Origin of the sequence: Polaribacter sp. BM10 (assembly GCF_002005425.1) — a bacterium.
Classification (GTDB): Bacteria; Bacteroidota; Bacteroidia; order Flavobacteriales; family Flavobacteriaceae; genus Polaribacter; species Polaribacter marinaquae.
The window spans coordinates 2,558,063-2,581,850 of sequence record NZ_CP019704.1 but is presented as its reverse complement, the minus strand read 5'-3'; the positions used below and the strand labels follow the sequence as shown (position 1 = coordinate 2,581,850).

Here is a 23,788-nt window from a genome sequence, read left to right as displayed (position 1 = left end):
AATACAAATTACGTTCATTAGCTTTAACTCATTAATAAATAGAAATATTAACGTTTTGGTTTGGTTCTACCAGAAGAGCTAAACACAACTACAACATAATCTTAGCCTTATTTTAAATACATTTAGCTAATAGATAAATTTATATTCCATCAAAGACTTTGGTTAGAATATCAATAAACACAAAAAAGCCTAAAGTTTTACTTTAGGCTTTTTTGTGTTTATATTAGAAAAATATTATTTGTTTGTAGCTACTTTAGTTTCAGCTTTCCACAAATTAACACTTTCTATAGTATTGTTGTTGTAAGTTACTTCTTGTAAAGAACCAGAATTATTCCAGAAAAACCATTTTCCAGTTTTTTTACCTTCTTTATAAAAAGCCATTTGAACTTTATTTCCTTCTTTATCAAAACGAGTCCAAATTCCTGTTAATTTTTTATCTTTAAAATAACCTTCTGTACTAATAGATCCATCCTCATGGTAATAAGTAGCCTTTACTAAATCTCCTTCTGCTTCATAAGTTGGCTTAATATCTTGAGAATATCCTATTGCTGCGATGCATAAAAATGCTATTGTTAAAATTTTTTTCATGATTTTTCTGTTTTGAGGGTTAACACTTGGTTTACAAATATAACACTTTTGTAACAATTTACAAACATTTACATAACATTAAATTAACATTGGAAAATATTACGATAATAATCTCTTGATTTTCTTATATTTACATAACATTAATCTTAAAAAATCACATAACATGGCAGTAATGAAAGTAATAGAAGTTTTAGCTAACTCAGATAAAAGTTGGGAAGACGCAACAAAAAAAGCAGTAAAGCAAGCTTCAAAATCTGTAAAAAACATTAAATCTGTTTTTGTACAATCGCAAAGTGCAGTAGTAAAAGACGATGAAGTAACCGAATTTAGAGTCAACTTAAAAATAACATTTGAAGTAAACTAATACAAAAGGCGATTTATTAAAATCGCCTTTTGTAATACCTAGTTATGTATGTAAAAATGATATTTCTTTAATAGTAGTTTGTATTCATGGGTACATATGATCTTTAGAAAATTTTTAATCTAAAAAAACAAATAATTTGTATTTCAAACAAAAGTTATAGCAACTAATCAAGAGTTTTATAAATTATTTATTTCGGCAAGATTATTGCACGCTTTAACATTAAATATAGAAGATTGTGTCTTATTTTTTATAACTTGTGTAATAATAACTGAACTTTAGTGAAGTTATACAACTAAAAATATTAATATCTATTATAAACAAACTATACCGTCTTTATTAACATTATAACTAACTTTGTTTTATTAAAAAATTATGAGAAAAATTAAAATTTTAGCAACAGTATTATTTTTTGCTCAATCAATAATTGTTTTTGGACAATTAGAAAGACAAAATGGACTTTCAATAACAATTAAAGGTCCAAACACTAAAATTGATGGTGTAACCGCTAAAGATGCATCAGCACAAACACAACACTTAAGGTTTTTAACTGAAGAATATCAAGAGGCAAAAGTAGATGACTTGAAAGATAAATTTTATTTTCGCTACAATATTTTTGCAGATGAAATGGAGTTTATTAAAGATGGGACAGTATATTTCTTATCTAAAACAGAAAATCAAATAATCCATTTTGTAAATTTAGGTAAGAAGTTTACTGTACTTAATTTAAACGGAGAATTAAAATATTTCGAAATTAATACTAAAGGAAAAGCTTCTTTATACTCCAAAAAAAATGTTGCATTTATAGAAGGAAAAGTAGCTAAAACACAATTTGAATCGTCAAAAAAAGCAAAATTTATATCAAAAAATGATGAATATTTTGTAGCTTTAAATAACGAATTAATAAAGCTTCCTAAAGGTAAGAAAGATTTTTACAATTTATTTGGCAATAAATCGTCAAAGGTCAAAAACTTCATGAAGCAAGAAAAACTAAATAGAAAAAAAATTGAAGATGTAACAAAAATATTTAATTACTATAATTCAATTTAAATAAATTTAATGGAAGAATATATCGAAAATATAAAAGAGGTATTGATAGAATACACACCAAAAATTTTAATGGCTTTAGCCATGTTAATTATTGGTTTAGTTGTAATTAAAATAATTATTAACACAACTACAAAAATTCTTAAGAAAAGAAATGTAGATGTTACACTTCAAAAATTTTTAGGAAATTTACTTAATTGGGTTTTAAAAATATTATTATTTATAACTGTTATAGCAAAGTTAGGTGTAGAAACAGCTTCTTTTGCTGCAATTATAGCAGCTGCAGGTTTAGCAGTAGGTCTTGCTTTACAAGGATCTTTAGCTAATTTTGCAGGAGGTGTTTTAATAATGATTTTTAAACCAATGAAAGTTGGAGATCTGATACAGGCTCAAGGAGAAACCGGAGTTGTAAAAGAAATTGAAATTTTTACAACGAAATTAACAGGTCTTTCAAATAGAGAGATAATTATACCGAATGGTGCACTTTCTAACGGAAACATAATAAATTTTACTACAGAAGGAACTAGAAGAGTAGATTTAGTTTTTGGAGTTTCTTATGATGCTGATATTAAACAAACAAAAGATGTTTTAATGGGTGTTTTGAATTCTCATCCAAATATTTTAAAAGACCCAGCACCTAGTGTTACAGTATTAGAACTTGCAGATAGTTCTGTTAATTTTGCAGTAAGGCCATGGTGTAATACAGAAGATTATTGGAAAGTATATTTTGATGTTACTGAAAACACAAAAATAGCATTAGATAACGCCGGAATTGAGATACCTTATCCGCATCAAGTGGAAATTAAAAAGTAGGTTTTTTCTTTTTCTCAGGAATAACAATAAAATCTTTTAAATAAAAGGGTTCAAAATAAGCGACATCTTCGATGTCGTTTTTTTTGTATTTTAAATAAGACAATGTTGCCATTTCTTTAGAAGAAGGAAACTTCTCATCTATAAAAAATGCATTTTTATGAGTTATAATTTGTTTACATTTCTCAGATCCATCACCTAAAAAATATACTTTAGATTGTTCTAATTCTTTTGCAAAAGAACCTTCATCTATTATTTCAGCTTTTGTATCACGTACTTTAACATTTTCAGAATTAAAAATCGCTGCATATACTTCCATTCTCCTTGCATCTAACATTGGTACGATAAATCCTTTTTCAATAGATATGGCGCAAGATAACGCTGTCAAGGTATCAATAGATATTAAAGGACAATTTAAAGCAAAACAAAGCCCTTTTGCAGCAGATACACCAATTCTAAGTCCTGTATAAGACCCTGGACCTTTACTAACTGCAATTGCACTTATTTGCGATTTTGTTATAGCTGCTTTTTGTAGTACTTCTTCTATAAATGGATGTAAAACTTCTGCATGAGAATAATTACCATTATTTAATTCTTTCATAGCTAAAACAACTCCGTTTTCTGCTATGTTTACAGAGCAGTTTTTAGTTGATGTCTCTATGTTTAATATAATTGCCAATGTTCTTTTTTTTACAAAGATAGTATTTCAAGAAAAGAAAACCTCACAAGTAATAAAACGAGTGAGGTTTAAAATGTAATATTGAGGGTTTTTAAAAAACTAATTCTCCTGAATAGAATTGTAATACTTTTGTTTTGAACACGTAATCGTATTTAGAACGAATCATTGCCCCTTCTGCATTTACCAACCTTGTTCTTACCAAATCAAAATCAAATAAAGTCATTGCACCATAGTTGTATCTTTCTTGTGCGTTTTTAAAAGCTTCTTTTTGTGCTTCTAAAGAAATTTTTGCTGCTTCATATGCTTTTAAACTAGATTTTACGTCTAAAAAGGCTTGTTCTATAGTTTGTTTTAAAGCTAACTTTTGACTTTCTAATCTAGTTTCTGAGATTTCTTTATTAATTTTAGATTGTGCTAATCTATTTTTAGTTTGGAATCTATTAAAAATAGGGATGTTTAAAGAAACACCTACATTATAACCTAAATTGTCATTTAGTTGTTTGAAAAAATAATCATTTGTAAAAATTTCATTAAACCTATGACTGTAACCTGTTCCCATACCTGCAAAAGCAGTTACAGTAGGTAAAAAAGCACCTTTGGTAAGTTCTATATTAAAATTTGCGTTGTCAATTGCCAATTTAGCTCTTGCTATTTCCGGCATATAATTTAAAGATTTTTGAAATACTGATGAAGAATTCGCATACAACAAATCTGATGACGGTGATGCAACTTCTATAGGTGCAACGTCAAAATTCTCTGCAGGTTCTTGTAACAATTGTGCTAAGTTTAATAATGCCAAGTCTAATGCATTTTCTTGTAAAATTACATTTTGTACATCATTAGCTGCTGTAGACTGAAAATTTAAAAGTTCTCCTTTGGCAATTACACCTGCATCAAATCTAGCTTTTGCAGCATCAATTTGTTTTTTACTAATTTCTGCTTGTACTTTTGCGACTTCTAAGTTCTCTTTAGCAAATAATACATTTAAAAAAGTATTTACAACTCTTAAAGAAATATCATTTTCTATTTGTTTTAAATCTAATAAACTAGACTCTACACCAAGTTGAGCTTGTTTATATGTATTTGTATTTCTAAAACCGTTAAATAGGGTTGCACTAGAACTTAAATCAAAAGAAGCATTAAAGTTATCCGTAGAAATTCTTGCATTACTAATATTATCAATAAAAGAACCGAAACCAAATCTACCAGAAGAACTACCATTTAAATTTGGTAAAAAATTACCTTTTGCAATTTCTACATCTTTTTTTGCCAATTCTACACTTAACTTATTCTGTTGTATAGATATGTTTTTGGCTAAAGCTTGATTTACAGCTTCTCTTAATGTCCATTTTTTTTGTGAAAAAGTAGCTATTGAGGTACAAAGGGCTACAAATAAAATAAGTTTGGTTTTCAAAATCTTTAATTTTAATTCTGCGTTAATTGATTTATTATTTCAATAATTAAAACAAAAATAGCTTAATCTACTAAAAACCAGAATAGTGAACAGACTAGTATTTAACTAATAAATAGAACTTATTTTTTGTTTGTTTTAATAAGACGACTAAAATTAAAATATGTTACAGTAAATCTCTCTTATTTATTTGTTAATTTTTAGCCTTCTTTTTATACCTGTAAAGTGTGTAAAATAAAACTCCAATTAATAAATAAGGAAAAATCATTAAATATGTTATGCCGTTATTTACACCTTCTGCCATAGAAATATCTCCGTTCTCTACAACAGCTTTACACATAGCGCACTGAGAATAACCATTAAAAACAGTAAGTAAAAAAATTACTATAAATAAAACTATTTTGTTTTTATACATAATAAGGAGATATCATTAGATAGACTATAACCCCAGTAACTGCAACATAAAGCCAAATAGGGAATGTTTTTTTTGCTACTTTTTTATGTTCTGGAAATTTACCCAATTTTGCTTTCATGTATGTTATCAACACAAAAGGAATCACGATAACAGATAACACAATATGAGTAATCAAAATAAAATAATATATATATTTAATAACACCTTCTCCACCAAAAGTAGTAGAATCTGTTGTCATGTGATAAGCTATATACATTAATAAAAATAAAAGAGAACATGCAATTGCAAAACTATTAAGTTGTTCATGTAATTTTCTGTTTCCTTTTTTAATAGCAATTACAGCTGCAATTAAAAGAATTGCTGTAATACCATTTATAGTTGCATAAATTGGTGGCAAAAACTTTAAAGGTGCTACATCAAAACCTAATTCTCTTAAATTGATACCAAATAATGCGGCTACAGCAATAGGAATTACTATAGATAAGGCTGTAATAATTTTTTTATATTTTTTTTCTTGTGCTAAATTATTCATTTAATAAAATTTTAATGTCTTCTTTCAATTCTTTAATCTGATCAGGAAAAGTCTGTTCTTCTATAGCCCTATAATACATAATAGGATTACCATACTCATCTTTTCTAGAGCGAATGTAACCGTCTTTATCTACTAGCGCAAATAAACCCGAATGCTCAAAACCACCATGTTCTTCGTCTCCTTTTCCGGCATATAATTTAAATCCTTTATTAGAAAGTGCATAAACTACATCATCGTTTTTACCTGTTAGCAGATGCCAATTTTTATGTGTAATTCCGTTTGATTTTGCATATTCTTTTAAAACTTCTGGTGTATCGATTTCTGGTGTAATAGATATAGAAGCTATTCCGAAGTTAGGATTCCCAAAAAATTCATCTTGAATAGTTAACATTTTCTGGTTCATTATGGGACAAATAGTAGGACAAGTAGAAAAGAAAAACTCTACTACATGCACTTTACCTTCAAAATTTTTATTGGTAATTGTTTTACCTTCTTGGTTTGTAAATTCAAAACTTGGCACTTTATTAAATTTTACCAAATCAGAATCTTTAAATCTGTCTACAACTTTTGGCACAGTGTAAATACCAAATAGCAAAATGATAAATGCAATACCGATAAAAGAATATTTTTTGTTCATATTACTTAAATTTTTCTTTCTGCCTTGTTTTTATTTCTCTCTTTAAAAGCTGCGTAGTATTCGTAATATAATACGTTAACATCATCTTTTAACTTATCTTTTAACTCTGCCACAGAATTCATATCATAACCAAATAAGACTTCTTTTTCATCTAATCTACCACGAAGGTTTACGCCTTTGTCTACTAAAAAAGCTTTTGAACTTCCTAAATTAATTAATTCTTCATTAGTTTCGAAACTGTTATAAAACTTTAAAATATTTTCATCGGATGCTGCAATAAAATTCCATTTCTTCATGTCTGTAAAAGCGCCTAATTGCTTTTTTACATTATTTGCTTCTACTTCTTTGCCTAAAGGATATATACCTATTATTTGAAATTTTTTGTTGTCTATAAATTCTTTATATATTTTCTGATTCAAATTAAAAAGACGCGATTTATTTTTGTCGATATCGTTACCCAAAAAGCAGATTATAGAAACTTTATCGTATAATTTTACAGTATTAGTTTCATCAATCGTAGAAACATCTAAAACACGCTCGGTAACAATAGGAAGTTTTGTGAAATTATTTTGCCCTGTAGACAGCAATAAGAAACAGATTAAAGGAAATATAAATAATAAAAATAATACGACTCTTTTTTTTGTAAACAACTTCATAATTAATCCTTTTAAAAAATGTTACTTCTTAAGTTTTGGGTATAAAAAAAGGTGGTTAAAAAACCACCTTTATTATATTACCATTTTACAAGTGGTGATAATGTATCGAATAAATAGCCACCTTCTATTAAGAGTAAGGTTACTAAATAGCAAATTAGAAATACACCAGACCAAACTATTGATCTTCTAAACCATTTCTTTTCTCCTTCTAAGTGCATAAAAACCCAAGCAATACCATAAGCCTTTGCTAAAGTTAAGATTATAAAAATCCAATTTAACCAACTAGTTCCTGGACCATGTAAGTGTAAAGCATCTGGTTTAATAATACCTAAATAAACCTCTACTAAAGTTATTACAGAAAGAATACCAAAAACGATCCATATTCTCTTTGTGTTTGATTCGTGTGCGTGTGCCATTTGTATCTATTTTATTTATTAAACTAAGTAGAAAAAGGTAAATACGAATACCCAAACCAAATCTACAAAGTGCCAATATAAACCAACTTTTTCTACCATTTCATAATGTCCTCTTTTTTCATATGTACCTAAAATTACATTAAAAAAGATGATGATGTTAATTATTATACCAGATAAAACGTGAAAACCATGAAAACCAGTAATAAAGAAGAAGAAATCTGCAAAAATTGTATTACCATACTCATTTGCTTTTAAGTTTGCCCCTTCAACTACCATTTTAGTTTTAGCTAGTTGTAAAGAACCTTCTTCTCTAGATAAAATTGTTTTTTTCTTGTTGTCTATTAACTCTGTTCTTACTTGAATATCTGGGTTAGCGCTGTAAGCAGCTAAAACTTGTGCTACAGAATAAGTAGCAATTGTTTCTTCACTTTGAAACCATAAACCATTTTTTCTAGTGTGCTCTACCCTATCATCTGTTCTTTCTCCGGTAACAAAATCTGCTAAAGCAATTTGTTTACCGTCTTTTACAAATTGTAAAACTTTACCGTCTGTAGTTTTTACAGCACCATAAGAACCTTTAATAAAAGTATTCCATTCCCAAGCTTGCGAACCAACAAAAATAATACCTCCAATAATTGTAGCAAACATATACCATGCTACTTTATTTTTTTTCATTTGATGACCAGCGTCTACTGCTAATACCATTGTTACAGATGAAAATATTAAGATAAACGTCATAATAGCAACGTAAATCATTGGAAATTCTCCGTGCACAAAAGGTACGTGAGTAAAAACCTCATCTGCTATTGGCCAAGAGTCGATAAATTTAAAACGAGTTAAACCATAAGCAGCTAAAAACCCTGAAAATGTTAATGCATCTGATAAGATGAAAAACCACATCATCATTTTACCATAACTAGCGCCAAATGGTTTTACACCACCACCGCTCCAGGTTTCTTTTTTGTCAGTTGGTACAGCAATATTTGCTTCCATAAATGTAATCTATTAATTAAATGTTAGAAATAGTTTCGCAAAATTAATCATTTTTCATCACCTAATAAAATAGAAAAAGAAAAATAGATAAATCCATAGTATATCTACAAAATGCCAAAAGATAGCGCCAAGTTCAAACCCCAGCAAATCATTTGGTTTATATTTATATTTAAAATGATTATAAATAACAACAAAAAGCACAATAACACCAGCTATCAGGTGAAAAACATGCATTAATGTGATACCAATTATAAACGATGTAGACACTGTGCTACCTGGTCCTGTAAAATACAAACCAAGACTTTTTAGTTCGTTAAAACCTTCATATTGTTGCCAAATAAAAGCGATACCTAAAATAAGTGTAACTACTACAAATATAAGCGACAATTGTCTTTTATTTTGTTTTAAAAATCTTTGAGATAAAATTAATGTAATACTACTTAATATAATTAGTGCTGTACTTGTATAAAATGCAATTGGCAAATCAAAAGTAACCCAATCATCTCTTTTCATGCTTATTACATAAGCACTTGTTAAACCCGCAAAAAACATAACCATACTAATCATCGAAACCCACAACATTGGTTTTGCAGATTTTTTTCTAGCAACAGTTAGTTCTTGTTGTAATGTTTGTTCTTCCATCTGTCTTCTTTTAATGTAAAAATTTATCTACCACATATATAATTTGCACTACTGTTATGTACAAAACACTAGATAACATTAACTTTCTTGCATCAATATTATCTTCACTTTTATATAATTTTACTCCGTAAAAAAGCATCATCACACCAAATAAAGCAACTATTATAGCTGTTATTGGGTGAATATAAAATGAACCTGAAACTTTTAACACAGGTGCTATTGATACCAAGATCATTATTACCGTGTAGAAAATAATTTGTTTAATTGCGCCTTTGTCTTTAGAGCCCATTGGCAACATATTAAATCCTGCTTTTTTATATTCTTCAAACTGCAACCATCCAATCGCCCAAAAATGGGGGAATTGCCAAAAAAACTGAATCATAAATAAAAACCCTGCTTCTATACCAAAATTGTTTGTGGCAGCAACCCAACCTAACATAAATGGTATTGCACCTGGTATTGCACCCACAAAAACAGTTAATGGTGTTACAGATTTTAAAGGCGTATAAACACAAGTGTATAAGAATATAGATATTGCACCAAACAATGCAGATTTAGGATTTATACTATACAAAATTGCCAAACCAAAAATTGTGAATAAAACTGCAATTGTTAACGCAACGTTTACAGACATCCTACCTGTTGGTAAAGGTCTATTTTGCGTACGTTTCATTATAGCATCTGTATCTTTTTCTATAATTTGATTAAATGCATTAGATGCACCAACCATAAAAAAACCACCTAAACCTAAAAGAAAAAGTGTAAAATAGTTCACAGTTTCTACTGCTAACAAATATCCTGCAATAGAAGAAAACACAACACTTAAAGACAAACCAACTTTTGCTAATTGTTTTAGGTCTGAAATAATACTTTGCATAGATGTTTTCTTATCGGAAATAACTGTTGAATTCATATTACTACCATTATTCTGCAAAGATATTTGATAAAAATGAATCTACCATAGCTTTTAAGAGTTTTGATAATAAATAAAAAACCCACTCAATAAATTGAGTGGGAAAATTGCTATGAAAAAGAAAAAGTGTGATTCTATAGAAGAATCACACTGCAAATATAATCATTATTCGATTATAATAACCAAAAATTTATATAAAATTAAAAATCTAAATACCAATTAAATAAATCTGCTCGTATTCCGGCAGAAAACCATACTGTATTTCCTTCAGGATATGTTTGAGTAGAAACTTTTGGCGAAAATTTTCTGTATGTAAAGCCTGCAAATAAACTTAGTCGATTAGAAGGGTTGATTAAATAATTACCTTGTAAATCTGCAATAAAAATATTTGCAGTATTACCTTGTGCCAATTCATTACCAACATCGCTAAATCTATCTTCATAAGATTGATAAATGTTACCACCATAACTAATTGCCTCATCCTCAAAGTCAAATCCTTTTTTACCTAAGGTTAACTTACCACTAAAAGACCATCTATCTTTCTTATATCTTGCAATTGCAATTGCTTCATAAAAGTTTGCTCCCCACAAATGCCCCATTGGTTGGCTATAGTTACCATAATTTAAAATAGGTGTTTTATGAGCAAAAGTATAAGGTCTAGCATAATTGTATTCTAACTGTAGAAATAAATCATCAACATTAAATGCATCAAAGTATTTTGCACCTAATTGATACGCAAATTTGTTTTGCCATTTCCCTAAATCATTTAAATTTCCTACTGAAAATTCATCAACAATTAATTGAGAATATAAAGAAACATTGTTATTTAACTTGTATTTACCTGTTAAACCAATAATAGCATTACCAGAATCTTCTCCTCTATTAAATTCTACGGATCTATAAAATATTACCGGATTAAAAAACGCTGCATCAAAACCATTTTCTCCTGTAGATATTGCTGTTTCAAAGAATCCGATATTTAATTTCTCTGTTAAATTTAAACTTAAATAATGTGCTGCAATATATTTTCTAGCATGCTCGTTAGGATTGGAAGCAGATGAAATTGATGGTTCTGTATTCCACATCCAAACATTTGTGTATTGCAGTTTCCAAAAATCTACTTTCATTTTTAAGTAAGTGGTTGGTGCAGAAACATCCGATAAAATAAAAGATCTGTAACCGTCACCAATAAAATTTCTACCATTACCAAATTGAAATTGCATAAATTTATTTGGTTGAAAAGCTAAATAACCTTCTGCAACAGGATAATCGAATGCATCATCTTTAAAAGCTTTCGCTTTTCCTCTACCTGGAACTAAACCATCAGAATTTTTTGGTCTAGTTAATAAAGATCTGCTACTAATAAAACTATTTACATAATCTGCAAATCTTGCCTGACTTTCATAAACCGTTGCAGAGTAAGAAAACTTATCACCCAAACCTCCATTAACAGTTAATATTCTAGAGTTGTTATATGTATAAGAAACATCAGAATTGTCTTTTCCTAATTGTACATCAACTAGAAAATCTAAAGTCAACCAAAAATCTTTCTTTTTTACTTGCAGTAAATGTTCATTCCATAGTTTTCTACCCAACCAAGACTCTTTATTCGGTTTTAAAAACTTTGTTTTCTCTTTACTTAAATCTAAATATTTATTTATTTCATTATAAACATATGGTTTAGAAGCTGTATGCGTACCACTAGCCTTGTGCAATGCAAATTCATAATCTACATAATTTTGATGTGTAAAAGGAATATTTAACAAGCTATTGTGTTCTAAAAAAACAGAATCTGCCAATCTACTTTTTTCTACAGTTATAGATAAATCTTCTTTCGAAGTCAAAAAACTCTTTTTTATTGGTGCATTGGTTTCTTTATTATTTTTTACAATCGGAAACTGAATTGGCAATTCAAATTGCATTTCTACACTTCTATTATTATATTTTGCAGGAGTAATTCTTGTAAAAACCTTAAAAGCACTTAAAACTTCTTTCTTTATTTCTTGGTACGGTGTGTTTACATAGATAACCTCAAAATCACCTTCTTTAGTTACTATAAATAAAACATTTGCTGTACCTTTATATTGTTCATTTTCTACAATTGCAGGTGTTTTAAACTCTGCAAAAAAATGTTTTTTTGTAGTTTCGTAAAAACAGTTTTCTATGGATGTTATTTCTGATCCTTTACAACCATCAAAAACAGGATACCTCTCTGACTGAGCATAAAATAAAGAAGGTAATATTAAAACTAAAAGGAAAAATTTTTTAATCATTTTTTAACTGTATAACTATATTATTTTTTAATTGATATTTCTGATTACTCTCTTTACAAACGGCAAAACCGTTATCATCGAAAATTAATCTATGCCCATATTCGCTTACCCAACCAATTTGTTTAGAAGGGTTGCCAACTACTAAAGCATATGGTAAAACCTCTTTAGTTACAACGGCTCCTGCGCCAACAAAAGCATATTCACCTATATTATTACCACAAACAATGGTTGCATTAGCACCAATACTAGCACCTTTTTTTACAACTGTAGTTTTATATTCGTCTTTTCTTTTAATTGCACTTCTTGGATTTATTACGTTTGTAAAAACCATAGAAGGCCCAAGAAAAACATCATCTTCGCAAATAACACCAGTATAAATAGAAACGTTATTTTGCACTTTTACATTACTACCCAAAACAACTTTAGGCGAAACCACAACATTCTGACCAATATTACAACCTTTACCGATAACACAATTAGACATTATGTGGCTAAAATGCCAAATCTTAGTGTCTTTGCCTATTGTGCAATCTGTATCTATAACAGCTGTTTCGTGTGCAAAAAAATCTTTCAAAATTAATAACCTTGGTTTACGTTCTGTATTTTATTTATAATTTGTTTAGAAGAAGAAGTTCCTATTCGGTCAACTCCTAAATCTATCATTTTAGTTGCCATTTCATAATTTTTAACTCCGCCAGCTGCTTTAACCTTTAACGGTTTTGCATTTTCTAGAATTAACTTTATAGTTTCTAAAGTTGCGCCGTTTCTAGAATTATCATCAGTTTTAAAAAAACCAGTAGAGGATTTAACAAATACATTTTTTGCATTTTCTAATCCAAACTTTTCAATTACAACTTCTTTTATAAGCTGTGAAATTACAATTATTTCTTCACTAGATAATGCGGCAACTTCTATAATAAATTTTGCTTTCTTATTATGTTTTAGGCAAAGCGCAGTACAGTCTTCTATTTCTTTTTTAATTGATGAAATTTTGCCATTTTTAAACGCATTATAATCTACAACAAAATCTAATTCATCTGCAGTTAAATTAATAGCTTCTTTTGCTTCTAAAATTTTGTTTTCTAAGGATGAGTTTCCGGTAGGAAAATCGATAACAGTTCCTATAACTACATTTGATTTTGCATCGTTTAAAAGTCTTCTTGCAGTTTTAATATAATTGGCACGAATCATTATCAATTTATACTCATATAAAATTGCTTCTTCAACCAAACTTATAACATTTTGAAGGTTTTCTTCTTCGGTTATACCAGCTTGTTCTGCAGTCTTTAAATAGGTAGCATCTAAAAATTGATTTATTTTCATGCTACAAAAATAACAAAATCTAAACTATACAATACTAAAAAGCCCAACCAATTGGTTGGGCTTAAAACATTACTCTACACTAAATGCTATGGGCAAATTATATCTAACTCTTACAGGTCTATTTCTTTGTTTTCCTGGGGTAAATTTAGGCAGTTTTTTTATCAGTCTGCTTGCTTCTTTTTCTAACCTTTTGTGTGGTGCTCTAATTTTTACATCGACAACGTTTCCTTTGTCATCAATTAAAAATTGTGTCTGAATTTTATGAACCCCAGAGTGTAAACCTAATTCATTACCTAAACCTGCATCAAAGTTACGTAACACAAACTGTTTCATTTTTTTATCAAAACATATTTTATTTTCTTTCTTAGACAAACCTTCACAACCCTTAAAAACAGGTGCGTCTTCTATATTAATAAACGGTACATCGTTAATTACTGGATCTTCATCAGGAATATCAACCTCTACAATATCATCAGCATTTATAATAACGGGTTCGTCTTCTGATGTATCTATTACAGTTTCTACAACATCGTTTTTAACTTTCTGAACCTCTTCTGGTATAAAAATTTGTGATTTTACAGCCTTAGGTTTCGGATTTGTTTTGACTTCTTTTACATATTCGAAAACCTGTGTGGGTTCTAAATATATTTTTTCGGACGAATACTCTTTTATTTCTGCAACAGTTTTCTTAGAAGTTTCGTGCTCTAGGGTTATATAAACAATAAACAGAACGAGTACAAGACCTAATTGTGTAAAAATGTTAGAGAATTTCTCTAATTGCTTTGAAGGTAGTTTTTTAAGGTTTTTCATAATTAAGAAATTTTTTATGTTAAGACTTTGTTAAAACAAAGAACGTGCCATAAAAAAAAGCATCACTTATGTGATGCTTTAATAAAACTGATTAGCCCCCTACAGTTAACCAGTTTCAAATTTCAAAAAAATTGTTGCATTCCCCTAAAATGCTACACAAATTTAAACATAAACAAGAGCGTTAAATTTTAGACTTGTACAAATGGTTCTTAAAAATGTATAATTGGTCTGTTTTTTATCAAAACGTAAAAATTATAAGACAAAAAGTACGTTAATTAAGCAAAAGTGTTACTAAATTTATATAATATAGCAATTCTGAATAAATTACAATCATGATAAAAGCTGTTATTATAGATGATGAACCGAAAGCCATACAAGGCTTATCTTGGGAACTGTCTAATTTTGAAAATGAAATTAATATTGCCGCTACCTTTAATGAGCCCGAAGAGGCTTTAAAGTATTTAGCTGTTAACGAAATCGATTGTCTATTTTTAGATATCGAAATGCCAACAATGGATGGATTTCAGTTTTTAAGTAAATTAACAACTAAAAATTTTGCAGTTGTAATTACGACTGCTTATAACGAATACGCAATAAAGGCTCTTAAAAACGAAGCTATTGATTATCTTTTAAAACCTATTGATACAGATGATTTAGAAGAAACTATCGCTAAAGTAAAAAAGTATAATTTACGATCTATAAATTCTAATGACATAGAAAAAGTGTTATTAAATTTTAATGACAATCAGACTTCTAAAAAAATTACGCTTAGCACAGATGGTAAACTTATTTTTTTAGAACCGTCTGAAATTACATTTATTGCTTCTGACGGAAATTACTCAACAATTTTTACTGATAACAACAAAAAAATAGTGGTAACTAAGAAGATAAAAGAAATTCATGCCTTATTACCACTAAACGTTTTCTTTAGAATCCATAATTCTTATGTTATCAATTTAAATAAAGTAAAAGAATACTTAAAAACCGATGGTTATGTTGTGTTAGAAAACAATCATAAAATACCGGTTTCTAGAAGTAAAAAAACAGAATTCTTAGAAAAATTTTAATTTATGAAGTCTAAAATACTTTTAATTCTGTTTTATCTTTTATCGAATATTCTTTTTAGTCAAAAAAATGATTTAAAAAGTAAATTAACTTATCTTATTTTTAATAAACCCACTAGCATTAGTACTATTGATTCTATTTTTAAAGGTAACGAGAAAAACAAAAAAATTTTAGAAGAAATCATTGCCACAAGTAAAAAAAACAATTATTTAGAAGGATTATTTTACGGTAAAAGTACTTTAGGAAAATATTATAGAGATATTTCTTTATTTAATGAAGCTTTAATTCAATATAACGAAGCCTTAAAAATTAGCAAAGAATTAAATAGTTTAGAAAACGAAATTACTACTTTAAACAATATTGGCTCTGTATACAGAAGACAAGACGAAATAATTAATGGTTTAAATTACCATAAAGAAGCATTAGACAAAGGTTTAAGTGTAGAAAACCCAAGTATCGAAATTCAGAAATTAATTAGTATTTCAGAAAACGGAATTGGTAATATTTACAATTCACTGAAACAATATAAGTTGGCGCTTAAAGAGTTCGAAAAATCTATCGTAATTCATCAGAAATTAAACTACAAGTTAGGTTTGGCCATTAATTATAAAACAATTGGTACTGCTCACGAAGCTTTGGGTAATTTAGATGAAGCTCTAAAAAGTTTTAAAAAATCTTTAGATTATAACAATCAAATAGACTCTAAAATTGGTAAAATTATTTGTGGTTATAGTATTGCAAATGTTCTTACAAAAAAAGGCAATCATCAAAAAGCATTAGAAACTGTGAGTGCGGTTTTACCGCTAGCAATAGAAGAAAACGACAAGTTTTATTTATCAAATACATATAATACCTTGGGCTTATCCTACGGATATTTGGGCAATTATGATGAAGCAAAAAAATATTTACTTACTGCTTTAGAAATTGCCAAAAAGCATAAAATTCAAACAATTGTTGTAAAAGCAAACGAAAACCTGGCTTTTTTATACAACAAAACAGGTAATTATAAAGAAGCTTACAGCCATTATAAAGTTGCAAAAGAAGAAGATTTTAAAACATTTAACGCAAGAAATTTAATTTATGTTAGAGACCTAATTACCGAATACAATAAAGAAAGAGCAGAAAACCAAATTAAAGATTTAGCGAAAAAAAATCAAATTGCACATTTAAAAGTAACTAGAAATAGAAATTTACTAATTTTTTCTATTAGTATTCTTTTATTTATAGTTGTTACGTTGTTTTATCGAGGTCAGCAAAAAGAACTTAAAATTGAAAAAAAGATTCTTTCTTTAAAACAAGATGCATTAAGAATGCAAATGAATCCTCATTTTATGTTTAACGCATTAAACTCTATAAAGCTTTACATTATAGAAAACGATCAAAAAAAAGCTACTTCTTACCTAAATAAATTTTCTAAATTGATGCGAAAAATTTTAGAGGCTTCTTCTATTCAAGAAACTAGTTTAGCAGATGAATTAGAAACAATGAAACTTTATATGAGTATAGAAAATATTCGTTTTTCTAATGAAATTGATTTTCATATTAAAAATGATGATGCAGTTAATTTAAACGCAATTAAAATACCTCCTTTAGTTTTGCAGCCTTTTCTAGAAAACTCTTTGTGGCATGGTTTATCAACTAAAAAAGAGAATAAAAAAATGAGTATTACGTTAGAAAAAGTATCTAACGAGTATATTAAAATTGAAATAGAAGATAACGGAATCGGTAGAAAAGCTGCTGCTAAAATTAAAGCAAAAAAATCGATTCAAAGAAAATCTATTGGCATCGAATTAACAAAAGATAGATTAGAAACATTTACAAAACCTCTTAAAAATAATTTTGAATTAACTTACAAAGATGTTGTTAACGAAAACAACAAAATCTGCGGAACAAAAGTTATTTTAATGTTTCCTCTATTTTAGATGTTTTTCTGCTACTTTTTCTAACTCTGCGTACCAATTTTCGCCAAACTTTCTAATTAAAGCTTGCTTTACAAATTTGTAAACCGGCACTTGCAACTCTTTACCTAGAGTACACGCATCATCACAAATTTCCCATTTATGATAGTTTACAGCAGAAAATTCACTGTAATCTTTCACTCTAACAGGGTATAAATGACAAGAAACAGGTTTTTTCCAATCAATTTCACCTTGATTATAAGCTTCTTCAATTGCACAAAGTGCCGTATTTTTTTCATCAAAAATTACGTAAGCACAATCTGCACCATTAATTAAAGGGGTTTCTAACTCACCCCATTCGCTAGTAACCCAAGTACCTTCTTTTTCTATTACCTCAATTCCTTCTTTTCTTAAAAAAGGTTTTACTTTAGGATATATATCTTCTAAAATCTTGGTCTCTTCTTTATCTAAAGGCGCACCCGCTTCGCCGTCTATACAGCAAGCACCTTTACAAGCAGAAATATTACACACAAAATCTTTTTCGATTACATCTTCTGATACTATTGTTTTTCCTAGTTGAAACATGCTACAAAAATAAGATAATTATTTTCTTTAATTTTACACTTCAGTAAAGTAAGTTGACTAATTTTGCAAAATAAAATAAACGATTATGAATTTTAATTTTAAAGAGATATTTACCGCCTTTATGGTACTTTTTGCTGTAATTGATATTATTGGTAACATTCCTATTATTATCGATTTAAGAAAGAAAGCAGGCCACATTCAATCTGAAAAAGCGTCATTAATTGCTGGTGTAATTATGATTATTTTTCTGTTTTTAGGACAAAGTTTATTAAGTTTAATTGGTATTGATGTAAATTCTTTTGCTGTTGCTGGTTCTTTTATTCTGTTTTTTATTGCATTAGAAATGATTTTAGGAATCACTCTTTATAAAGATAGTGAAGATGGTGTAAATGCTATAACAGCTTCTGTTTTTCCTTTAGCATTTCCTTTAATTGCTGGCCCTGGTAGTTTAACAACCTTGTTATCTTTAAGAGCAGAGTTTCATATAGAAAATATTATAACAGCTGTTTTATTAAACGTAATTTTAATTTACGTAGTTTTAAAAACATCTTCTAAAATTGAAAAACTAATTGGTCCTAACGGAATTCAGATAATTAGAAAAGTATTTGGTGTTATATTATTAGCTATTGCTGTAAAATTATTCGCTCAAAATATTAAAGCTTTATTTATTTAATATGATTTTTGATGCTTTAATTATTGGTGGTGGTGTTTCTGGTTTACAGTGCGCATTAGTTCTTGGTTCTGCAAAAGACAAGCCTTTTTTTGATCAAAAAAAAGTCGGAATTATCATGCATCAAAAAAATTCTCACCTGCAAAATGCTTTATTTAATAATGTTTTAGGTTTAGCTCCGGCAAAACTTGGAAGAGAGATTCTTACAGAAGGAAAAGAACATTTAGAAGAACTTTATAGTGAAATTCAGCAAATTGAAAATGAAAAGGTAATTGCAGTCAAAGAATTGGCAGATACTTATCAAATTATTACAAATAAAGACACCTATCTTTCTAAAATAGTAGTATTAGCTTTAAATTATTCTAAACCATTTACTATTGATGGGTTCGAGGAGTACCTTATACCGCATAAAAAAGCAAATCCAGAGAAAGACAGAATTCAACTTTTAAACAACGATTACCTTATAAAAAAAGGTCTTTATTGCTGCGGAACAATTGCAGGACATAGAAGTCAATACGCCATTGCCGCAGGAAGTGGAGCTGCAGTTGCAACAGATATTTTAACTCTTTGGAACAATAACAAACACGTTAAAATTCATCATAAAATTTAACAATAAAAAAGCCAGCTAATTAGCTGGCTTTTTTATTGTATATGTATCATTATTTACTCTACCGTAACCGATTTTGCAAGGTTTCTTGGCTGATCTACATTTTTATTTAGCATTACAGCAATGTGGTAAGATAATAACTGAAAAGGTATTGTTGTTAATAACGGTGTTAAAGCCTCTTCTGTTTCTGGTATTTCTATAACATGATCTGCAATTTCTTTAACTTGAGTATCACCTTCAGTTACAATTGCAATAATTTTTCCTGCTCTAGATTTAATTTCTTGAATATTACTTACAACTTTTTCGTAGTGTCCTTTGTTTGTTGCAATTACAAAAATCGGCATGTTCTCGTCAATTAAGGCAATTGGACCATGCTTCATTTCTGCAGCAGGATACCCTTCTGCATGAATGTAAGAAATTTCTTTAAGTTTTAAAGCACCTTCTAAAGCAACAGGAAAATTAAAGCCTCTACCTAGATATAAACAATTTGGTGCATCTTTATAAACTGCTGCTATTTCTTTTACTTTTTCATCAATTTTTAATAAGTCTTCTACCTTTTTTGGTATCAATTGCATTTTTTGTAAAAATGTTCTTAATTCAGACTTAGAAATTTCTCCTTTTTTAGACGCTAATTTTAACGCAATTAATGTTAAAACAGTAATTTGAGTAGTAAAAGCTTTTGTTGACGCTACACCTATTTCCGGTCCCGCGTGCGTGTAAGCACCAGCATCTGTTTCTCTAGCAATAGAAGAGCCAACTACATTACAAATACCAAATACAAAAGCACCTTTAGATTTTGCTAATTTAATTGCCGCTAAAGTATCTGCAGTTTCACCAGATTGCGAAATTGCAATAACTACGTCTTTTGATGTAATTATTGGGTTTCTATATCTAAATTCTGATGCGTATTCTACTTCCACAGGAATACGAGCCTTATCTTCAATTAGGTATTCTCCAACCAAACCTGCATGCCAAGAAGTACCACAGGCAACAATGATAATTCTCTCTGCATTTAAGAATTTATTCATGTGATTGTCTATTCCAGACATTCTAATAATTCCTTCATCTGGTAACATTCTACCGCGATATGTATCTATAATTGCTTTAGGTTGCTCATGAATTTCTTTCAACATAAAATGGTCGTAACCACCTTTTTCTATTTGATCTAAACTAATTTTTAACTTTTGAATATTTGCATCAACTAAAGAATCGTCTTTTATCTTACGTATTTTAATTCCTTTATCTAATTTGATGATTGCCATTTCTTCATCTTCTAAATAGATAGCATCTTTCGTATACTCAATAAAAGGAGAAGCGTCAGAAGCAACAAAAAACTCAGAATTATCTTCACCAACACCAATTGCAATCGGACTTCCTAAACGAGCTACAATAATTTCGTTAGGTTTTGTTTTATCAAAAACAGCAATAGCATAAGCACCAATAACATTATTTAAAGCTAATTGAACTGCCTTACCTAATTTACAATTTTCTTGTTTTTTAACTTCTTCAATTAAGTTTATTAATACTTCTGTATCTGTATCACTTTTAAAAGTATAACCTCTAGATGTTAATTCTTTTTTTAAAGTATCGTAATTTTCTATGATTCCGTTATGAACGATAACTAGATTTCCAGATTGAGAAGAATGAGGATGAGAGTTTGTATCATTAGGAATTCCGTGAGTTGCCCAACGTGTATGACCAATTCCTATTTTACCAACCTTTCTTACTTCTTCATTATTCGTAATAGATTCTAATTCAGAAACTTTTCCTTTAGTTTTAGATAAGTGTATTTTTTCTCCATCATACATCATAAGACCAGCACTATCGTAACCTCTGTACTCTAATCTCTTTAATCCGTTAATTACAATAGGGTAAGCATCTCTAAAACCTATATAACCCGTAATTCCACACATAACAATTCTATTTTAATCTAAAATTTTAACTCTTTTTCTTTGTATAAGATATTTTTAACTGAGCTCTTCTTGTTCCATTTAAACTTTCATCACCGTTTAAAATAGATACAGATTTAGGATTCCAGTTATATCTAGTATACGTAGTATCTGCAATTTGAGCATCTGTATTATTAAACACCTTTAGCCTTAGCGTAGGGTTATAATTCGTCTCTCCACTCAATAAATCTGAAACATAATCAGTAATTTTAAATACATAATTATCTTTCTTGCTATTTTCTCTAACCAAGTTTCCACCAAAAGTAGCAGATTCAGAATAACTATCTTTTACATGACTTAAAATAGGCGTTCCCGTTGCAGAAATGCCTCTTTTATATAAATGAAGTCTATTTGGTGCAGTAACTGTATCAGAAGATTGATTTATGTAAAAAGTTAAGGTAGCATCATTTATTAACCATTCTTTGTTTTTAAGAACAGAAATTTGATTTCCTTGTAAAATCTCAACATTAGCTTCAGAACCAGCAGCTCCTTGTATTTTTACTTCATTATTTGCTGGATAAACCTTGTTATTAACGGCATATTTACTGTTGATAATACCGCCTAACTGAAACGTATGTGTTTTTGTAATCACAGTATCAATTTCTGTACTGTTTGCTTTAAAAAACGTGTTTGTATAGTACACTTCGATTAATGGATTTAACGCAGCAGTTGCAGAACTTCTTAAATTAAAAGCAATTAAAGAACCTCCTTCTTCTCCAGAATCATGTACTTTTTCTTTTGCCTCAATTACAATTCCTCTAAAAAAGTTATTAAAAGTATTCTGAGAATCGAAATTAGATGTACCATAATTATCTAAAAACGTTTCTTTTACAAATGTTTCGTCTAAAGGTATAATAGCCATTGGCAACCCAATTTCTGAAGCAGCACTAGAAGTATATCTAATAGTATCTGTTTGATGAATTGCACCCAAACTATTCCTTCTTTTAACAATCACTAAAGTATCGCTAGGATTTGGTTTAAAATCCATATCTTCTTCAATAGTCAGTGGTGTAGATTTTGTCTGATAAGTTGCATCAGAAAAAAATGAATTTGTTTTTGTTGGATCCTCTGGATTTAGTGTATTTAAATATGTATCTAATTCATAAATATTTAAAGTGAAAGGTAATTCTTGATTTCCTACAATAGAGTCTAAAGTATAAACTGGTCTATCTGTATTAGAAACTAACGTTGAGTGATATGGTAGTCTTAAAAAAGCTGTATCAATTGTAGTTTCATATGCTAAATTATCAGGGTTTTCATAAGACACAATTTCTAATTCTGGATCTATGCTAATTTGAGAGACAATAGATGCTTCTATTTTTTCATACTCGTCATTAATATAAGTTCCTAAAAGGTATTGACCTTGCAAACCAAAATACGGCGATGATAGTAACTCTAAACCGTCTGCTTTAACATTATCTATTGGTGCATTAGAAACCAAAACTTCTAATATCGTATCGTTTGTAGTAAACTTTGTATTACTTACAACACCACTATTTATATCTGTAAAATCTTTTTCGCAAGAAATAACACCTGCAAGTACTAGTAATAAAACACCAAAATAGGCATTCTTTCTAAAAATATTTTTCACACTAAAATAATTAAGTTGCTGAAACTAAATCAGCATAAAAATTTAAATAACTTTCTTTAAAATTCTCTTCTTGAAAACCTAAAACAGGAATTTCTTTTTCTTCTATAAAAGAAGTTAATTCTTCTGAAATGTCTTCACTACCATGTATAATTGCATCAGAATTTTCTATGGCACTTTTTAATATATTAGTATGGTTAGGTGTACTAATTGTTGCTATTTTACTATTATCATTTAAATCGAACTTAACTTTATCTGCTAATTCTTCATCTAAATTTCCTTCGAAAGGATTGTTGTAAATAGAAGTAACAATTTTACTTTCTGTAAACAATGGTTCTTCATTATAAAACTCTCTTAAATAAAGTGGTAATAAAGAAGCCATCCAACCATGCACATGAATAATGTCTGGAGCCCAGTTTAATTTCTTAACAGTTTCTACAACACCTTTTGCAAAGAAAATTGCACGTTCGTCATTATCTTCAAAAAGCGTATCGTCTTCATCAGTAAAAACGGCTTTTCTTTTAAAATATTCTTCATTATCTATAAAATAAACCTGCATTCTTTCTTTTGGTATCGATGCAACTTTTATAATTAATGGCATATCCATATCATTCACAACTAGATTCATTCCAGAAAGGCGAATTACTTCATGTAATTGATGTCTTCTTTCATTTATTACACCATATCTTGGCATAAAAATTCTAGTTTGTACTCCTTTAGAATGTGCATTTTTAGCTGCATTAAATGCAGTTGACGATAGTTCTGTTTCTGGTAAGTAAGGTACTACTTCAGATGAAACGAATAATATTCTCTTGTCCTTCATTAAATCAAACTCTTTTATGAGATTTGCAAAAATACAAATTTTTATGCTAATATCGTGTTAAAATGGTAAGTTTGCACACTTTAGCAACAAGATAATA

The 23,788-nt window shown here is 28.8% G+C and carries 26 protein-coding genes; 7 read left to right on the top strand and 19 right to left on the bottom strand.

What is annotated here, in order from left to right; translation table 11 throughout:
* Window positions 1-234 precede the first annotated feature (234 nt).
* Window positions 235-588 (bottom strand): toxin-antitoxin system YwqK family antitoxin, encoded by a 354-nt coding sequence (locus BXQ17_RS11505; RefSeq protein WP_077810793.1) that lies wholly within the window; start codon window positions 586-588, stop codon window positions 235-237.
* A gap of 163 nt (window positions 589-751) precedes the next feature.
* Here BXQ17_RS11505 and BXQ17_RS11500 point away from each other — a divergent pair, with 163 nt between their 5' ends.
* The 3 genes from BXQ17_RS11500 to BXQ17_RS11490 all read left to right on the top strand — a co-directional run bounded on the left by BXQ17_RS11500 (window position 752) and on the right by BXQ17_RS11490 (window position 2,809).
* Window positions 752-952, top strand: coding sequence for a dodecin family protein (locus BXQ17_RS11500; protein WP_077810792.1), 201 nt, complete (start codon window positions 752-754; stop codon window positions 950-952).
* Window positions 953-1,324: 372 nt separating this feature from the next.
* Window positions 1,325-1,999: a hypothetical protein gene (locus BXQ17_RS11495; RefSeq protein ID WP_077810791.1), complete on the top strand. Its 675-nt coding sequence runs from the start codon at window positions 1,325-1,327 to the stop codon at window positions 1,997-1,999.
* 9 nt (window positions 2,000-2,008) lie between these two features.
* The gene (locus tag BXQ17_RS11490) at window positions 2,009-2,809 is read left to right on the top strand and encodes a mechanosensitive ion channel family protein (protein WP_077810790.1); all 801 of its coding nucleotides are present in this window, start codon (window positions 2,009-2,011) and stop codon (window positions 2,807-2,809) included.
* Here the strand turns inward: BXQ17_RS11490 and tsaB are convergent.
* The 14 genes from tsaB to BXQ17_RS11420 all read right to left on the bottom strand — a co-directional run bounded on the left by tsaB (window position 2,799) and on the right by BXQ17_RS11420 (window position 14,506).
* A complete protein-coding gene (gene tsaB / locus BXQ17_RS11485; protein ID WP_077810789.1) occupies window positions 2,799-3,485 on the bottom strand; it encodes a tRNA (adenosine(37)-N6)-threonylcarbamoyltransferase complex dimerization subunit type 1 TsaB in 687 nt (228 codons plus the stop codon). The genes BXQ17_RS11490 and tsaB overlap by 11 nt on opposite strands.
* Before the next feature lie 91 nt (window positions 3,486-3,576).
* Window positions 3,577-4,899 carry a TolC family protein gene (locus BXQ17_RS11480; protein ID WP_077810788.1) on the bottom strand — a complete coding sequence of 441 codons (1,323 nt, stop codon included), beginning with the start codon at window positions 4,897-4,899 and terminating at the stop codon, window positions 3,577-3,579.
* Between the two features lie 190 nt (window positions 4,900-5,089).
* Window positions 5,090-5,311 carry a hypothetical protein gene (locus tag BXQ17_RS11475; protein ID WP_077810787.1) on the bottom strand — a complete coding sequence of 74 codons (222 nt, stop codon included), beginning with the start codon at window positions 5,309-5,311 and terminating at the stop codon, window positions 5,090-5,092.
* Window positions 5,304-5,843: a DUF420 domain-containing protein gene (locus BXQ17_RS11470; protein WP_077810786.1), complete on the bottom strand. Its 540-nt coding sequence runs from the start codon at window positions 5,841-5,843 to the stop codon at window positions 5,304-5,306. The genes BXQ17_RS11475 and BXQ17_RS11470 overlap by 8 nt, the downstream gene beginning before the upstream one ends.
* Window positions 5,836-6,480: an SCO family protein gene (locus BXQ17_RS11465; RefSeq protein WP_077810785.1), complete on the bottom strand. Its 645-nt coding sequence runs from the start codon at window positions 6,478-6,480 to the stop codon at window positions 5,836-5,838. Before BXQ17_RS11465 ends, BXQ17_RS11470 begins: the two co-directional genes overlap by 8 nt.
* Window positions 6,481-6,485: 5 nt before the next feature.
* Window positions 6,486-7,136, bottom strand: coding sequence for a hypothetical protein (locus BXQ17_RS11460; RefSeq protein WP_077810784.1), 651 nt, complete (start codon window positions 7,134-7,136; stop codon window positions 6,486-6,488).
* A gap of 77 nt (window positions 7,137-7,213) precedes the next feature.
* Entirely contained in the window at window positions 7,214-7,552 is a 339-nt protein-coding gene (locus BXQ17_RS11455) for a cytochrome C oxidase subunit IV family protein (RefSeq protein ID WP_077810783.1), read from the bottom strand.
* 18 nt (window positions 7,553-7,570) lie between these two features.
* Window positions 7,571-8,545 carry a cytochrome c oxidase subunit 3 gene (locus BXQ17_RS11450; RefSeq protein WP_077810782.1) on the bottom strand — a complete coding sequence of 325 codons (975 nt, stop codon included), beginning with the start codon at window positions 8,543-8,545 and terminating at the stop codon, window positions 7,571-7,573.
* A 57-nt stretch (window positions 8,546-8,602) separates the two neighbouring features.
* Window positions 8,603-9,187 carry a cytochrome c oxidase subunit 3 gene (locus BXQ17_RS11445; RefSeq protein ID WP_077810781.1) on the bottom strand — a complete coding sequence of 195 codons (585 nt, stop codon included), beginning with the start codon at window positions 9,185-9,187 and terminating at the stop codon, window positions 8,603-8,605.
* 10 nt (window positions 9,188-9,197) lie between these two features.
* Window positions 9,198-10,100 carry a heme o synthase gene (gene cyoE, locus BXQ17_RS11440; RefSeq protein ID WP_077810780.1) on the bottom strand — a complete coding sequence of 301 codons (903 nt, stop codon included), beginning with the start codon at window positions 10,098-10,100 and terminating at the stop codon, window positions 9,198-9,200.
* A gap of 200 nt (window positions 10,101-10,300) precedes the next feature.
* The gene (locus BXQ17_RS11435; RefSeq protein WP_077810779.1) at window positions 10,301-12,373 is read right to left on the bottom strand and encodes a hypothetical protein; all 2,073 of its coding nucleotides are present in this window, start codon (window positions 12,371-12,373) and stop codon (window positions 10,301-10,303) included.
* Window positions 12,366-12,947: an acyltransferase gene (locus BXQ17_RS11430; protein ID WP_077810778.1), complete on the bottom strand. Its 582-nt coding sequence runs from the start codon at window positions 12,945-12,947 to the stop codon at window positions 12,366-12,368. Before BXQ17_RS11430 ends, BXQ17_RS11435 begins: the two co-directional genes overlap by 8 nt.
* 2 nt (window positions 12,948-12,949) lie before the next feature.
* Window positions 12,950-13,696: a deoxyribose-phosphate aldolase gene (deoC, locus tag BXQ17_RS11425; protein ID WP_077810777.1), complete on the bottom strand. Its 747-nt coding sequence runs from the start codon at window positions 13,694-13,696 to the stop codon at window positions 12,950-12,952.
* 69 nt (window positions 13,697-13,765) lie between these two features.
* Window positions 13,766-14,506, bottom strand: a complete 741-nt coding sequence (locus BXQ17_RS11420) for an energy transducer TonB (RefSeq protein ID WP_077810776.1) — start codon at window positions 14,504-14,506, stop codon at window positions 13,766-13,768.
* Window positions 14,507-14,838: 332 nt separating this feature from the next.
* On the opposite strand from BXQ17_RS11420, the gene BXQ17_RS11415 reads away from it, so the two are divergent.
* Window positions 14,839-15,573, top strand: coding sequence for a LytTR family DNA-binding domain-containing protein (locus BXQ17_RS11415; protein ID WP_077810775.1), 735 nt, complete (start codon window positions 14,839-14,841; stop codon window positions 15,571-15,573).
* Window positions 15,574-15,576: 3 nt separating this feature from the next.
* The gene (locus BXQ17_RS11410) at window positions 15,577-17,493 is read left to right on the top strand and encodes a tetratricopeptide repeat protein (RefSeq protein ID WP_077810774.1); all 1,917 of its coding nucleotides are present in this window, start codon (window positions 15,577-15,579) and stop codon (window positions 17,491-17,493) included.
* On the opposite strand, the gene BXQ17_RS11405 is transcribed toward BXQ17_RS11410, so the two are convergent.
* A complete protein-coding gene (locus BXQ17_RS11405) occupies window positions 17,485-18,054 on the bottom strand; it encodes a DUF3109 family protein (RefSeq protein WP_077810773.1) in 570 nt (189 codons plus the stop codon). The two genes, BXQ17_RS11410 and BXQ17_RS11405, sit on opposite strands and share 9 nt — an antisense overlap.
* A gap of 85 nt (window positions 18,055-18,139) precedes the next feature.
* Between BXQ17_RS11405 and BXQ17_RS11400 the strand changes: the two genes are divergently transcribed.
* Together BXQ17_RS11400 and BXQ17_RS11395 are read left to right on the top strand one after the other, a co-directional pair.
* Window positions 18,140-18,727, top strand: a complete 588-nt coding sequence (locus BXQ17_RS11400) for a MarC family protein (protein ID WP_077810772.1) — start codon at window positions 18,140-18,142, stop codon at window positions 18,725-18,727.
* A gap of 1 nt (window position 18,728) precedes the next feature.
* Window positions 18,729-19,334, top strand: coding sequence for an FAD-dependent oxidoreductase (locus tag BXQ17_RS11395; protein ID WP_187661399.1), 606 nt, complete (start codon window positions 18,729-18,731; stop codon window positions 19,332-19,334).
* Window positions 19,335-19,387: 53 nt separating this feature from the next.
* Here BXQ17_RS11395 and glmS read toward each other — a convergent pair whose 3' ends face one another.
* Genes glmS through BXQ17_RS11380 form a run of 3 tightly spaced genes read right to left on the bottom strand, consistent with a single transcriptional unit; the run spans window position 19,388 to window position 23,691 of the window.
* Window positions 19,388-21,244 carry a glutamine--fructose-6-phosphate transaminase (isomerizing) gene (gene glmS / locus BXQ17_RS11390; protein WP_077810771.1) on the bottom strand — a complete coding sequence of 619 codons (1,857 nt, stop codon included), beginning with the start codon at window positions 21,242-21,244 and terminating at the stop codon, window positions 19,388-19,390.
* Between the two features lie 25 nt (window positions 21,245-21,269).
* Window positions 21,270-22,871, bottom strand: a complete 1,602-nt coding sequence (locus BXQ17_RS11385; RefSeq protein WP_077810770.1) for a DUF4270 family protein — start codon at window positions 22,869-22,871, stop codon at window positions 21,270-21,272.
* A 10-nt stretch (window positions 22,872-22,881) separates the two neighbouring features.
* On the bottom strand, window positions 22,882-23,691 hold the full coding sequence (locus tag BXQ17_RS11380) for a glycogen/starch synthase (RefSeq protein WP_077810769.1): 810 nt from the start codon (window positions 23,689-23,691) through the stop codon (window positions 22,882-22,884).
* Between the last annotated feature and the right edge of the window lie 97 nt (window positions 23,692-23,788).

Coding starts and splice junctions, on each gene's coding strand:
- BXQ17_RS11505 (WP_077810793.1), bottom strand. CDS start 588: ATGAAAAAAATTTTAACAATAGCATTTTTATGCATCGCAGCAATAGGA.
- BXQ17_RS11500 (WP_077810792.1), top strand. CDS start 752: ATGGCAGTAATGAAAGTAATAGAAGTTTTAGCTAACTCAGATAAAAGT.
- BXQ17_RS11495 (WP_077810791.1), top strand. CDS start 1,325: ATGAGAAAAATTAAAATTTTAGCAACAGTATTATTTTTTGCTCAATCA.
- BXQ17_RS11490 (WP_077810790.1), top strand. CDS start 2,009: ATGGAAGAATATATCGAAAATATAAAAGAGGTATTGATAGAATACACA.
- BXQ17_RS11475 (WP_077810787.1), bottom strand. CDS start 5,311: ATGTATAAAAACAAAATAGTTTTATTTATAGTAATTTTTTTACTTACT.
- BXQ17_RS11470 (WP_077810786.1), bottom strand. CDS start 5,843: ATGAATAATTTAGCACAAGAAAAAAAATATAAAAAAATTATTACAGCC.
- BXQ17_RS11465 (WP_077810785.1), bottom strand. CDS start 6,480: ATGAACAAAAAATATTCTTTTATCGGTATTGCATTTATCATTTTGCTA.
- BXQ17_RS11460 (WP_077810784.1), bottom strand. CDS start 7,136: ATGAAGTTGTTTACAAAAAAAAGAGTCGTATTATTTTTATTATTTATA.
- BXQ17_RS11455 (WP_077810783.1), bottom strand. CDS start 7,552: ATGGCACACGCACACGAATCAAACACAAAGAGAATATGGATCGTTTTT.
- BXQ17_RS11450 (WP_077810782.1), bottom strand. CDS start 8,545: ATGGAAGCAAATATTGCTGTACCAACTGACAAAAAAGAAACCTGGAGC.
- BXQ17_RS11445 (WP_077810781.1), bottom strand. CDS start 9,187: ATGGAAGAACAAACATTACAACAAGAACTAACTGTTGCTAGAAAAAAA.
- cyoE (WP_077810780.1), bottom strand. CDS start 10,100: ATGAATTCAACAGTTATTTCCGATAAGAAAACATCTATGCAAAGTATT.
- BXQ17_RS11435 (WP_077810779.1), bottom strand. CDS start 12,373: ATGATTAAAAAATTTTTCCTTTTAGTTTTAATATTACCTTCTTTATTT.
- deoC (WP_077810777.1), bottom strand. CDS start 13,696: ATGAAAATAAATCAATTTTTAGATGCTACCTATTTAAAGACTGCAGAA.
- BXQ17_RS11420 (WP_077810776.1), bottom strand. CDS start 14,506: ATGAAAAACCTTAAAAAACTACCTTCAAAGCAATTAGAGAAATTCTCT.
- BXQ17_RS11415 (WP_077810775.1), top strand. CDS start 14,839: ATGATAAAAGCTGTTATTATAGATGATGAACCGAAAGCCATACAAGGC.
- BXQ17_RS11410 (WP_077810774.1), top strand. CDS start 15,577: ATGAAGTCTAAAATACTTTTAATTCTGTTTTATCTTTTATCGAATATT.
- BXQ17_RS11405 (WP_077810773.1), bottom strand. CDS start 18,054: ATGTTTCAACTAGGAAAAACAATAGTATCAGAAGATGTAATCGAAAAA.
- BXQ17_RS11400 (WP_077810772.1), top strand. CDS start 18,140: ATGAATTTTAATTTTAAAGAGATATTTACCGCCTTTATGGTACTTTTT.
- BXQ17_RS11395 (WP_187661399.1), top strand. CDS start 18,729: ATGATTTTTGATGCTTTAATTATTGGTGGTGGTGTTTCTGGTTTACAG.
- glmS (WP_077810771.1), bottom strand. CDS start 21,244: ATGTGTGGAATTACGGGTTATATAGGTTTTAGAGATGCTTACCCTATT.
- BXQ17_RS11380 (WP_077810769.1), bottom strand. CDS start 23,691: ATGAAGGACAAGAGAATATTATTCGTTTCATCTGAAGTAGTACCTTAC.